11 protein-coding genes and 1 riboswitch are annotated in these 12,687 nt (G+C 41.8%); of the genes, 7 read left to right on the forward strand and 4 right to left on the reverse strand.

Features of this window, described 5'->3' with window-relative positions; translation table 11 throughout:
- Complete coding sequence (locus J5M87_RS00930; RefSeq protein ID WP_154607811.1) at nucleotides 1-849, forward strand: transketolase; 849 nt, start codon at nucleotides 1-3, stop codon at nucleotides 847-849.
- Nucleotides 846-1,769, forward strand: a complete 924-nt coding sequence (locus J5M87_RS00935) for a transketolase family protein (RefSeq protein ID WP_154607810.1) — start codon at nucleotides 846-848, stop codon at nucleotides 1,767-1,769. Before J5M87_RS00930 ends, J5M87_RS00935 begins: the two co-directional genes overlap by 4 nt.
- Before the next feature lie 618 nt (nucleotides 1,770-2,387).
- Here the strand turns inward: J5M87_RS00935 and J5M87_RS00940 are convergent.
- Nucleotides 2,388-2,948: a GNAT family N-acetyltransferase gene (locus J5M87_RS00940; RefSeq protein WP_154607884.1), complete on the reverse strand. Its 561-nt coding sequence runs from the start codon at nucleotides 2,946-2,948 to the stop codon at nucleotides 2,388-2,390.
- Between the two features lie 129 nt (nucleotides 2,949-3,077).
- Here J5M87_RS00940 and J5M87_RS00945 point away from each other — a divergent pair, with 129 nt between their 5' ends.
- Nucleotides 3,078-3,779, forward strand: a complete 702-nt coding sequence (locus J5M87_RS00945; RefSeq protein WP_154607809.1) for a response regulator transcription factor — start codon at nucleotides 3,078-3,080, stop codon at nucleotides 3,777-3,779.
- The gene (locus J5M87_RS00950; protein WP_154607808.1) at nucleotides 3,754-5,112 is read left to right on the forward strand and encodes a sensor histidine kinase; all 1,359 of its coding nucleotides are present in this window, start codon (nucleotides 3,754-3,756) and stop codon (nucleotides 5,110-5,112) included. The genes J5M87_RS00945 and J5M87_RS00950 overlap by 26 nt, the downstream gene beginning before the upstream one ends.
- 291 nt (nucleotides 5,113-5,403) lie before the next feature.
- Here J5M87_RS00950 and J5M87_RS00955 read toward each other — a convergent pair whose 3' ends face one another.
- Nucleotides 5,404-6,189, reverse strand: coding sequence for an L-threonylcarbamoyladenylate synthase (locus J5M87_RS00955; RefSeq protein ID WP_154607807.1), 786 nt, complete (start codon nucleotides 6,187-6,189; stop codon nucleotides 5,404-5,406).
- 354 nt (nucleotides 6,190-6,543) lie between these two features.
- Nucleotides 6,544-6,640: riboswitch (glycine riboswitch) on the forward strand.
- 152 nt (nucleotides 6,641-6,792) lie between these two features.
- On the opposite strand from J5M87_RS00955, the gene J5M87_RS00960 reads away from it, so the two are divergent.
- The 3 genes from J5M87_RS00960 to J5M87_RS00970 all read left to right on the forward strand — a co-directional run bounded on the left by J5M87_RS00960 (nucleotide 6,793) and on the right by J5M87_RS00970 (nucleotide 9,943).
- Nucleotides 6,793-8,124: an alanine/glycine:cation symporter family protein gene (locus J5M87_RS00960; protein WP_154607806.1), complete on the forward strand. Its 1,332-nt coding sequence runs from the start codon at nucleotides 6,793-6,795 to the stop codon at nucleotides 8,122-8,124.
- Between the two features lie 399 nt (nucleotides 8,125-8,523).
- Nucleotides 8,524-9,348: a mechanosensitive ion channel family protein gene (locus J5M87_RS00965; RefSeq protein WP_154607805.1), complete on the forward strand. Its 825-nt coding sequence runs from the start codon at nucleotides 8,524-8,526 to the stop codon at nucleotides 9,346-9,348.
- 13 nt (nucleotides 9,349-9,361) lie between these two features.
- Nucleotides 9,362-9,943, forward strand: coding sequence for a hypothetical protein (locus tag J5M87_RS00970; RefSeq protein ID WP_154607804.1), 582 nt, complete (start codon nucleotides 9,362-9,364; stop codon nucleotides 9,941-9,943).
- A gap of 63 nt (nucleotides 9,944-10,006) precedes the next feature.
- On the opposite strand, the gene J5M87_RS00975 is transcribed toward J5M87_RS00970, so the two are convergent.
- Both J5M87_RS00975 and gdhA read right to left on the reverse strand, forming a co-directional pair.
- Nucleotides 10,007-10,906 (reverse strand): cation transporter, encoded by a 900-nt coding sequence (locus J5M87_RS00975; protein ID WP_154607803.1) that lies wholly within the window; start codon nucleotides 10,904-10,906, stop codon nucleotides 10,007-10,009.
- Between the two features lie 212 nt (nucleotides 10,907-11,118).
- Nucleotides 11,119-12,465: an NADP-specific glutamate dehydrogenase gene (gdhA, locus tag J5M87_RS00980; protein WP_154607802.1), complete on the reverse strand. Its 1,347-nt coding sequence runs from the start codon at nucleotides 12,463-12,465 to the stop codon at nucleotides 11,119-11,121.
- Nucleotides 12,466-12,687 lie beyond the last annotated feature (222 nt).

Raw genomic sequence — 12,687 nt, forward strand, 5'->3', positions numbered from 1 at the left:
ATGACAAATAGGCTAGAAGAATTGACACACTTTGCAAAAGAAATTAGATACCATACTCTGACAACCTTGAATCAACTTGGATTTGGTCACTATGGTGGAAGTTTGTCAATTGTTGAAGTTTTAGCCGCTCTATATGGTGAGGTTCTGGATGTAACTATCCAGAATTTCGCTTCTAAGGAGCGTGATCACTTTGTCCTGTCAAAAGGGCATGCAGGGCCAGCCTTGTATAGTACCTTGTACTTGAAAGGTTTCTTTGACCATGATTTTCTCTGGTCGTTGAACCGCAACGGAACACGTTTACCGTCTCATCCTGACCGGAACTTGACACCGGGGGTAGATATGACAACTGGTTCGCTTGGTCAAGGAATGAGTGTTGCGACAGGAATTGCCTACGGTAAACAAATTACGAATTCGCCTCACTATACCTATGCCTTAGTAGGAGATGGAGAATTGAATGAAGGTCAGTGTTGGGAAGCGGCTCAGTTCGCAGCACACCAAGAGTTATCTCACTTGATTCTTTTTGTAGATGATAATAAGAAACAATTAGATGGTCCTACTGCAGAAATTTGCCAAACCTTTGATTTTGTAGAAAAATTTGCCTCCTTTGGTTGGGAATCCGTTCGGGTAGATGGTTCTAGTATCGAAGCAATTCTTGAGGCGATTCAAGCGATGAAAGACAGTCGTTCTTCTCGTCCAAAATGTATTGTACTTGATACTGTCAAGGGACAAGGAATTGATTTCCTTGAAACGATGGCAAGTAACCACCATTTACGACTATCTGGTCAATTGGTGGATGATTTAGAAGCTGCTGCACAGGCGTTAGCAAGTGAATTGGAGGTCACAGAATGAGACAAACAACAGAAATGCGTTTGGTATATAGCGACTTCCTTGCTGAAGTCGGTAAGGTTAATCAAGAAATTGCAGCCTTAGAAGCGGATTTATCAAGCTCAATGTCGACAAGTAAATTGCCGTCTATCCTTGGTGGACGTTATGTCAACGTTGGAATTATGGAGCAAGAAATGGTAGGGGTAGCAGCAGGGATGTCTATTTTAGGCTACAAACCTTATTTGCATACATTTGGTCCATTTGCCAGTCGCCGTGTCTTTGACCAAGTATTCTTATCACTAGGCTATGCTCAATTAAATGCGACAGTGATTGGTTCAGATGCGGGTGTATCAGCTGAAATGAATGGTGGCACACACATGCCATTTGAAGATCTTGGCTTGATGCGCTTGATTCCAAAAGCACGGATTTATGAAGTTAGTGATGATATCCAATTCCGAGCAGTCTTGGATGAGACCTTGGAAACAGATGGTATGAAGTATATTCGAACCATTCGTAAAGCTCCAACAGCTATTTATCAAGGTGGCGAAGACTTTAGCAAGGGCTATTGTGTCTTGCGCGAAGGAGCAGCTGCGACAATTGTCGCAAGTGGAATCATGGTGGAGCAGGCTTTGAAAGCAGCAGATTGCTTGGCAGAAGAAGGCATTGCGGTGCAAGTCATTGACCTCTTTCGAATGAAGCCAATCCATGAAGAGGTTCTGGGGTTGCTTGCAGGCAAGCCAGTGATTACTGCAGAAAACCACAATCGTGTGGGTGGTCTTGGTAGTGCTGTTTGTGAATTAGCAAGTACCAGTCCAAATACTCCAGTTTACCGTGTCGGTGTCGATGAATCCTTTGGTCAAGTGGGTCAACAAGCCTACCTCATGGATGTCTATGGTCTGACCGCAAAACACATCGTAGCTCAGGTCAAGGCAGTATTAGCTTAGAAAAAACAAGAAATCAACCCCATACACGGGGTTGATTTTGTGCTATAGTAGGGTGTGGGACTCAATCGTGGTTTCGAAGAAATCGATTATCCTCACTCCTTTCTAGGTTCGGGCTGAGCTTGGGACAAAAAGATTTTTACGTTAGAAATTCTATAATTTCATATAGTATCTTCTACTAGAACGCTGATTTATCAACGTTTTATACTCGTCGAAAATCAAAATTTGACGTCGTTAACTCACCTTGCTTCAACAGTCCAGCGGACTGTTGAAGGTTGGAAATAAGGATTATGAAATAATCCTCGGCTAACACTAGTCCAGCGGACTTACGTTACCCCTGCGGTTTTTAGGACACAAGCTACGCTCGTTTTATCTATCACCTTCCACAATTCTCAATTGCAAGGGGCGAGCTGTGCTCGTTCTATTTCCAGCCTTCCACAATTCTCAATTGTGGAAGCTAGTCAGATTTTGATTTTTATAGAGTATGACAAACCAGATAATCCTCGCTTTTGATTTCCAAGCTCAGGTCTCAATCGTCACCCCCCTGACTATTGATATGCGCTAAATGGTTAAATCTACAAAAATAATGAAATCAGGGACTTTTGGTTCAGATTTTTTGTGCTATAGTAATGTTGCTTTAGCACTTCTTTGCATTTCCCATTCTTCTCTAAGAATGCCGTATTTGACGGAGTCGTAATAGACACCTTGCCAGTAGCGGACTTTGCGGATTTGGGCTTCTTTGATCATACCCAATTTTTCAGCTACTCTCATCATGCGTTTGTTGCCGCTCCAAGTTGTCAGACCGATATGTTCTAGCTCTGGCATGGTAGCAAAGATATGCTCTATCCAAAGTGTTAAGGCCTGAGTGCCATAGCCATCGTTCCAGTAGGCGGGATCATAGATGATGATTCCTATTTCGAGCCACCGAGTTTCCTCGTTTTCCCAATAGTAGGAGAGCATGCCAATTGGCTTTTCACCTATAAAAATTCCCTGGACTCTTGGTAATCGTAGGAAAGGATATTCGTTCCCTTCTTTAAAGACTTCAAATTTGTCATAAGCTTGGTAATCATCAAAATAAGGAGCGTCCCATTTTTTCCATTCAGGGTCAGCTGCTCGAAAGCCGATTTCCCAAATTTGCTTGAGATCGCCCTCTGTAAAGGATTTTAAGTGGAGTTTGTTCATCATTGTGTTTCTCCTTGCTGTTACTACTAGTAGTATAGCATATGATGGGAAGCTTTGCCTTTGGTATGAACAAATTCTGAAAAAAGTATGCTATACTAAAATAAATAGAGAATACCGTGAGGAAATCCCATGTATAAGATTTTGGTAATAGATGATGATCTGGAAATTTTGAAATTGATTCGAACGATTTTAGAGATGAAGAACTTTTCTGTTACTACTCGTCAGGAAGTGTCATTGCCCATTGATCCAAAAGCCTTTAAGGGGTTTGATTTGATTTTGTTGGATGTGATGTTGCAACAAACGGATGGTCTTGCGATTTGTAGAGCGATTCGGCAAGAAGTGGATACACCGATTGTCTTTGTCAGTGCTAGGGATACGGAAGAAGATATTGTCAAAGGACTGCAGTTAGGTGGGGATGACTATATTACGAAACCTTTTGGGGTCAAACAACTGAGCGCAAAAGTGGAGGCTCATCTGAGAAGAGAGGTGCGAACTCGACAGGCTCAAGATAGATATGAGCAGGTCGTTCGTGAACTGGGTGCTGTCAGCTTTTTCTTGGAAGAGAAACAAGTTAGTATTAGGGGACAGGTCTTGCCTCTAACGCAACGAGAGTATGCTATTTTAGAGTTGCTTTCTCGTTATCCACAAAAAGTCTTTACACGAGAAGAAATCTATGAACAGGTCTATGATGAAGAGGCGGATGCTCTGTTTCATTCTATTTCAGAATATATCTATCAGATTCGGACAAAATTTGCGCCACACGGTGTCAATCCAATTAAAACGATCAGAGGGATAGGGTATCAATATGCAGATGACACACTACTCCATTAAACACCGAGTTCTACGAAGTGTAGGAGAAATCGCCATTGGGACAATTATGCAGCTTATCGGTCTAATTGGCTTGTCTTATTTGCTCATTATGACGCAGCAAGTAATCGTTACCGATGGTCAGTTGGCTGTTTCGATTGATGAACACGCTACTGTTCAGGGCATTCGTGACCAGATCGATCCATTTTTTTATGATTATGCTGTGTTTGATCAAGCAACTGGTGAGCTTCTTGCAGGACGTTATCAAGAGGGAGAATTGAAACAGTATCAAGCTGTTTTTAAGAATCAAAAGGATGCTATACATCGGTCTGCAGCCTATGTTCCTTATTCCAACCGGCAACTCACTCTTGTGCTTCGTGAACCTCTGCTACCTGAATTTACCAATCCTAGTCTTCGTTTTATTTCGTGGAATGTCTTTAGTTATGTTCTTTTTTTCATTGGCGAATGCCTAATCGTCACTTGGTCTATTCTACGCTTGATACAGGAGTTTGTACACCATTTTCAAGCGGTACGAAGCATTTCCTTGAGTATGGGCAAACCGCAGATATCAGATCAAGCCTTCCAAGCAAGATTACTAGAGTTTGACGAAATTTTACGAACGTTGGAGGAAAAAAGTCATGAATTAGCGCAATTACTGGAGGCGGAACGACAGGAAAAAAGAGATTTGTCCTTTCAAGTGGCTGCCCTATCTCATGATGTTAAAACTCCTTTAACCGTCTTAAAAGGGAATTTGGAATTGCTAGAGATGACTGCCTTGACAGATCAACAGGCTCGGTTTGTTGAATCAATGGGGTATAGTCTTGCAATCTTTGAACGGTATTTTCAGTCCATGCTGTCTTACACGCGCCTCTTGTATGAAGACAGAGATAATCGAGAACACATCGTTCTAGCAGAGTTGTTGGACGATATACAGATTGAGCTAAGGGATATGCTGGAGCAAAAGAAGATTGATTTTCAAATCATCAATGAAGTGGAGTCAATTGTCTTTTTGGGAAATGCCTTTTTAGTACACCGTGCTTTGATGAATATTCTAGTCAATGCTGTCCAATATGGGGCAGATAGTGGACGGATTAGCTTGACCATTTGTCGTCAAGCTACGTATCTTTTGTTTAAAATTTGGAATAATGGCGCCCCTTTTTCAGCAGCCGCTCTGAAACAGGGAACCAATTTATTTTTTACCGAAGACGGTGGACGAAGCGGCAGACATTATGGTATTGGACTAGCTTTTGCCCAAGGAGTGGCCAAGCGTCATCAGGGTTATGTGCAATTGCATAATCCCTCAACTGGAGGTGCAGAAGTGATAGTGGCTATTGAGAAGAGAGAAGTGAACCCCTAGGAATCGTCATACTCCTAGGGGTTTTATTTTCTAACCTTAAAACTACAGAAATTTAAATATTGTTGTAATGTTTTTCTGAATTGTGAGGTTTGTCTACATTCTGAGACGAGCTATGCCCGCTCTATTTCTTACCTTCCACAATTCTCAATTGTGGAAGCTAGTCAGATTTTGATTTTTATAGAGTATTAATTACCCCTATGGGCAGAAAAGAGAACTGCTGTTTTGTTCGCAATAAAAGTATAAAACCCAGCTCATTTCCAGAGCTGGGTTGACTTGTTTTTATGAAAAAACTTAGTAATATTCACCTTGGCGGTAGTCCCATGAGTTGAAGTGGTCAGACAGGTGCATCATGATTTTATGAATATCAAGACCTTTACGAATGACGACAGGGCATGGAGAAATCGAACGGCTGTCCTTTCCTTGCTCTGGGATGAGCTTGCCATCGGCGTCTACCATAGAAACCATGACCCCTTGTTCATAACGGGTTTCAATGGTCTTGTCAGGCTGGATAGAAGCTACATAATCGTCTGCTTCGATAACAAGATCAACTTTTGCTTCGATACGCTCACCGATTCCTTCGACCTTCCCACGGTTTCCTTTACCAGACGGATTCGCAGAAGAAGCGTAGACCATACGACCTTCTTTTTCCCACATTGCTTTGGCAATTTGCTCGCCGGCAACACCAAATTTGATGACAAAGCAGGAAGTTCCACGACTATCTGTCATCAATTCCTCGCGACCATCGCCGTAGGCTTTGAGTTTTGCATAGGCCTCTTCACGCCAAGGAAGGATACAACCAAGCAAAATATCTTCGTCCCAATGCTTTTGGTAGAAGGCATCAATTTCAGGAGTCATTTGCGCTAATTCACGGAGTTCTTCCATGCTGCCACATAAGACGACTCCAGGCTTATTGCGTTTGCGTTCCTTGGCATCAAATTTTCGTTCCAAACCAGCCTTATCAGCGGTCATGATAATATAGCCAACCTTGGTAGGGCAGACAATCACGCCCCCTTCTCCTTTGATAATGTCAAGTCCTTCTTGTGACAGTTGTCCGTCCCAGTGGATTTGTTTCGTCATACGGTCAATCTCCTTGTCTAAATTTTCAGATAATTCAATTATATCAGAATTTTTGTGAAAATCAAGCCTGTTTGCAAAATCAAAAAATGAGAAATCAGTATTGCTTGAATAAAATGATAGACTTTGGTATACGAGTAGTAAAATAATGAGGACGGTCATCTAAAAATTCAATTCATGAAAATTTCAAAAAATATTCTTGCCTTTTTTCATTTTTTCGTTATACTAGTAAGTAACGCAATTGTCTGTTTGGTTCACTTTCGTAGGAAGTAACGAGGTCGTATGGTGGATTAGATAGATGATATAAACAAATACCGGTTGACGTCTCATAGGAGGATTTGACTCCAACTGTGAGAAAGACGGAACTCTGGAGAGACCGTAATGGCGCCGAAGGGGCAAGGTGATGTGTTAGTACGTCACTCAAACTCTCAGGCAAAAGGACAGAGCATAGGAACGTGGAAGAGAACTTTCCCCTAGGCTAGTTGGTAAAATGACTGCTGATGATACAAAAAATCGCAGCATCATTCTCATTATGGTTGAAACAGAGTTTGACAGTTATGGTCAGGCTCTTTTGTTTGTCATAGATTAGAATATGGAGGAGATAGGATGTTAGAAATCTTACAGCGTGTCAATAGTTTGGTCTGGGGAGCTCCTTTACTGATGTTGTTGGTGGGAACAGGGGTTTATTTTACCTTTCGGTTAGGGCTTTTTCAGGTCAGAAAACTGCCACGAGCCTTTGGGCTTGTCGTAGCAGATGATCGGAGTGGTCAGGGAGATGTGTCTAGTTTTGCAGCACTTTGTACGGCTCTGGCAGCAACGGTTGGAACAGGAAACATTGTCGGAGTAGCGACTGCCATTAAAACGGGTGGTCCAGGAGCCCTCTTTTGGATGTGGGTTGCAGCCTTTTTTGGAATGGCAACCAAGTATGCAGAAGGCTTTTTGGCAATTAAATATCGGACAAAAGATGCTAACGGTCAGGTAGCTGGAGGTCCCATGCACTACATCACACTTGGTATGGGTAAAAAATGGAAGCCTTTGGCTGGCTTCTTTGCGATTTCAGGCGTTCTAGTGGCTTTTCTTGGGATTGGAACCTTTGCACAGGTCAATTCGATTACTTCTTCCTTGGAAAATAGCTTTGCCTTTTCTCCTCAGATTGTGAGTATCATTCTGGCAGTCATTGTAGCAGTCATTATTTTTGGTGGAATTGAGTCTATCTCTAGTGTCTCAACTAAGGTAGTTCCTTTTATGGCCCTCTTATATATTGTAGCAACAGTGGCTTTGTTAGCTGTGAATGCCAATCAATTATTACCTACCCTTGGCTTAGTCGTGAAAAGTGCCTTTACACCAAGTGCGGCTCTAGGTGGTTTTGCAGGAGCTAGCGTGCGTGCAGCAATCCAAAATGGGATTGCCCGAGGCGTTTTTTCAAATGAATCAGGGCTTGGTTCAGCTCCAATTGCAGCAGCGGCAGCCAAGTCCAATCAGCCAGTCGAACAGGGCTTGATTTCCATGATTGGAACCTTTATTGATACTATTATTATCTGTAGCTTGACTGGCTTGTCTATTTTGGTAACAGGTCAATGGACAGTAGCAGGATTAGAAGGTGCGCCGTTGACACAGGCAGCTTTTGCAACCTTTTTTGGTACTCCAGGATCCCTTGCTCTAACTTTTAGCTTGGTTCTCTTTGCCTTTACAACCATTTTAGGGTGGAGTTATTATGGAGAACGCTGTTTTGAATTTCTCTTTGGGACACGGTTTATCTTGCTCTATCGTATCATCTTTATTGCCATGGTGGCCTTGGGCGGATTTCTCCAGTTGGAAGTGATTTGGATCATCGCTGATATTGTCAATGGATTAATGGCTCTGCCGAATTTGATTGCGCTACTAGCCTTATCGCCAATCATTATTCGTGAAACAAGGAAATATTTTAATACTCTATAGAAATCAAAAATAGCAAATTTGAAAACATTCAAGGCGTAATACTTACTAACTTCAAAAATAGCTATTTCATCTTAAACTATCTACTCTTTAAGAAAACGGTACGAACGAAGTGAGCCAAAGATGATGCATTCGAAATAGTGGAATGACTAGCAACAGCAAGGTAGTTGCTAGTCACGGAATTTTTGAGATCTTAGGATCAAGATTGCTCCAACAGTCCAGTAGACTGTTTGGGGTCGGCAATACAAGATTGCTTGCGACCGTGCTATTTAAGAAAGCATTCCCAAATGCTAACTTTGCTTTTCATTGAGTATAAGCAATAATAGCTCAGAAAAGTCCTTTGTTTTATTAAGAAATGGCTGACTTGTCTATGGTATAATAACAGATAGAAAGGAGGGCGTGATGTCATTTTTTGCAAAATATCTAGCCCAATTTGATTTAGACACTCTTGTCATGGAGCTGGTTAGTAAGCTCCTGTCGCTCATTCTTCTCGTTCTTGTTTTTTATATCATTAAGAAAATAGTTACCATTTCTGTCAGAAAGCTCTTTTTATCCTCTATTCGCGTATCAACACAAGAGGTGGGACGACAAAAAACCATTGCTCGTCTCTTGGAAAGTGGTTTGAACTATCTGTTGTACTTTCTCTTACTGTATTCTGTCTTGACGATTCTAGGACTGCCAGTTTCTAGTCTGCTCGCAGGTGCAGGAATTGCGGGGGTTGCTATTGGAATGGGGGCTCAGGGCTTTTTATCAGACTTGGTCAATGGTTTCTTCATTCTGCTTGAACGCCAATTTGATGTAGGAGATGTGGTTGGCTTGACCAATGGCTCCATTAAGATAAAAGGGACTGTTGTCAGCGTAGGCATCAGAACAACTCAGGTTCGAGATGGAGATGGCACACTTCATTTCATTCCAAATCGCAATATTCTAGTGGTGAGCAATCAATCGCGAGGTGATATGCGTGTTCAGGTAGATATCCCGCTGAGTCTGACGGCTGATTTGGATAAGGTTTGGCAGGTTATCGAACGTGTCAATCAAAAGGAATTAGCTTCCCAAACTGCAATTAAAGGAGCGAAAATGGTTGGTCCTCAGACACTTGAAAATGGCTCTTTTGTTTTTCGTGTCCAATTTTTTGTGACCAGTGGACAGCAAAGTCCGATTTACCAGCACTTTTATATGGTGTATCACCAAGCTCTACTTACTGAAGGTATTGATCTTCATGCATAAAGAAAGGAAAAATGTGTTTCCAAAAGAATTTATTATTGAAAATGGCTATGTCTATTATCGGAAAAAACCGCTGTACAAGCAGCTCTTATTTTGGACAACCATTGCTGGCGCAATCATGACGGTCTTGATGAGCGTTCTCTTTACCCTTTCTCTGGCTGGTTGGACAGATTTAGATGAGGAGAGTTACCTTGACGATCAAGCAGTTACAGAGCATGCGCTAGGTCAACCAGTAGAATTGAACAATGGTTTGGTGATGACTGTTGATTCGCTAGACCTTGATTCAGAAGTCGCACTAGTAGATGATAGTTACCCACAGACAGTAGTGGTAAAGGTAACGGTTGAAAATCCGACTAAGAATCCAGAGTATTTTGAAGAGAAATTAGCACTAGTAGAAGGGGTAGGTTCTGATGATCAGGATAGTTGGATAGGTGTCTACCTACTCGATAATAGAACCTATGATACCCCATTGAAAAAGAAAATAGCTCCTGGAGAAAAGGAAATCTTTACTTTGATCTATGGCGTCGCTCCTCATACACAATACCGCTTGCGATATGATGAAGATGTTTGGATGACCTTACAGGGTGAAAGCCTGTGAGAAATCATGATGAAAAGAGTGGCGCAGAGGAATCCAGTGGATTGTTCTACGTCACTCTTTTGACTAGATATAGATAATCGAGGCTCGAGCATTGGGATAGAGGGCTTGTAATTCTTCTAAAAAATGAGGTCGAATAGAAAGAATGCGCAAGAGTAGCTCCGCATCATGGTTTTCAACATAGATTTTGACTGATAGTGCCATCCCAATTTTGACAATCTGGTAATTGATATGGGGCAGGACATGTTTGAAATGTTGTAGAATCAAATCATCAATCGGCTCAGTAATTTCTTGGTCAGTCGTAAGGCCGTGTGACAGTTCGATAAAAGCAACGTGGAGCATTTTAACAGGCTCTGGCAGGAGGCAGATAACGGAAATGCTGGTGATAAAGAAGTCAGCTGTGTAGTGTAAAAAGCCGAATGTGCCATTGAGATCAATAAAGTAGAGAAGGCAAAAGGCGAGACCTGCTCCTAATGACTGCAATCCGTCAATCATACTCCCCTTGGTTTCAGCCTTTAAAATGGTACTTAGGAAATTGATTTTTCGATTTTGATAGTGATTATAAAAGCTAAGTGCAAAGCAGAGCGTCACAACAAAGAGGGTATAGGGTAAGATTGGTCCGACAAGAAGTGGCTCCCCTTCACCAGCAAGGAAATAATGCAGAGCAGTCTCAGAAGCATTGATAAAAGCCAATAGCAACAATAGCAAAATCAGGATAGATTTGAAAATGGCATAGAGTGGCTCTAAGAAATGAAGACCATGTGGATAGCGCGTGGTCTTTTTGTGGCTAATTCGCGAAATATAAATCCCAACCATTGCAGACAAAAAGCTAATAAATGAGAAAAAACCGTCCAGTAGAAGGGCTTGTATATCGGTCACAAAGTAGACGATAATTCCAGCAACCGATACAATAAAGGTGATGATAAAATTGACTGTTAATGATCGTTGTTCGATGCTTTTTTGCACTGAATAATCCTCCTTTTATACTAGTTTGCTACTCTATTATACCAAAAATGTGCATTTTTCACAAACTGCTCTCTTATCCGTATTTGGTTTATCACTTCTTATTTAGTAAAAGTAACTAAAAAACGATGTTATTTTTTGTGAGTCTTGAAGTAAAAAATCCCAATCCCTATTTGGTATAGGAATTGGGCTAGGAGTTATTATCTGAAAAAGTCTTATACTAGACCTTGTGCAATCATAGCATCTGCGATTTGTTCAAAGGCAGCGATGTTGGCACCAGCAAGGTAGTCTTGGCCGAGGTTGTATTTTTCAGCAGTTTCTTTTGCAGTGTTGAAGATGTTGGCCATGATGTCTTTCAAGCGGTTGTCCACTTCTTCGGCAGTCCATGAAAGGCGGAGGCTGTTTTGGCTCATTTCAAGCGCTGATACGGCAACCCCACCAGCGTTGGCAGCTTTTGCGAGTCCATAAAGGACACCATTTTCTTGGTAAGTGTGGATGGCTTCTAAGTTCGAAGGCATATTCGCCCCTTCAGCTACACAGTAGACGCCATTTTTCACAAGGCGTGCAGCTGCTGCACCGTCAATCTCATTTTGAGTGGCACATGGAAGGGCAATATCTGCTTTTCCTTCGTAGGTCCAGACAGAACCTTCGTGATACGTTGCAGTTGACTTTTCAGCAGCGTATTCGGTCAAACGAGCGCGGCGGTTATTTTTGATTTCGCAAAGAAGGTCAAAGTCGATTCCAGTTTCATCGATGATATAACCATTTGAATCAGAGACAGAAATGACAGTTGCACCGAGTTCAGTTGCTTTTTGAACAGCAAATTGTGCCACGTTTCCAGAACCAGAAACAAGGACAGTTTGACCATTGAAGGATTTACCATTTGCTTGTAGCATATTGTCAGTGAAGTAGACAAGGCCGTAACCAGTTGCTTCTGGACGAATCAAGCTACCACCAAAACCGAGTGGTTTACCTGTCAAGACACCTGCATCAAATTGGCGAAGACGTTTGTATTGACCGTACATGTAACCAATTTCACGACCACCGACACCGATGTCACCAGCTGGTACATCAAGAGAAGGACCGATATGTTTTTGCAATTCTGTCATGAAACTTTGGCAGAAACGCATGATTTCAGCATCAGTCTTACCTTTAGGATCAAAGTCTGATCCACCTTTACCACCGCCGATTGGCAGACCTGTCAAGACATTTTTAAAGATTTGCTCAAAACCAAGGAATTTCAAGATAGACTGGTTAACAGTTGGGTGGAAGCGAAGACCACCTTTGTAAGGTCCAACTGCTGAGTTAAATTGTACGCGGTAGCCACGGTTGACCTGGACATTTCCGTCTTTATCTGTCCATGGTACACGGAAGCTGATAATGCGCTCAGGCTCAACGATGCGAGCCAAGATATTTTCAGTAATATATTCTGGGTGTGCTTCAAAGACAGGCTCAAGCGTGTTGAATAACTCTTCAACGGCTTGTAAAAATTCTGTCTCATGCGGATTGCGTGCTTTCACAGCTTCAAAGGATTGCTGGATATAGTCTTTTGCAGTTGTCATAGGATTTCGTCACCTTTTCTAATAGAATCATGCTTGGAAACAGCTGCTCTTTTCTTGTCACTCCTTTTACAATGTGAGAACTGATTCGAGCCTTGTTTCTAGCAAGGATAGGTCTGAATATTAAATTTTCAGACAATTTAATATTTACGGTTGCTATTATAGCACCAAGTTTTCTAATTGTAAAGTGAAAAATGAAATATTCTGACAATAATTGGGAGGAAT

Source organism: Streptococcus sp. zg-86 (genome assembly GCF_017639855.1).
GTDB lineage: Bacteria > Bacillota > Bacilli > Lactobacillales > Streptococcaceae > Streptococcus > Streptococcus zhangguiae.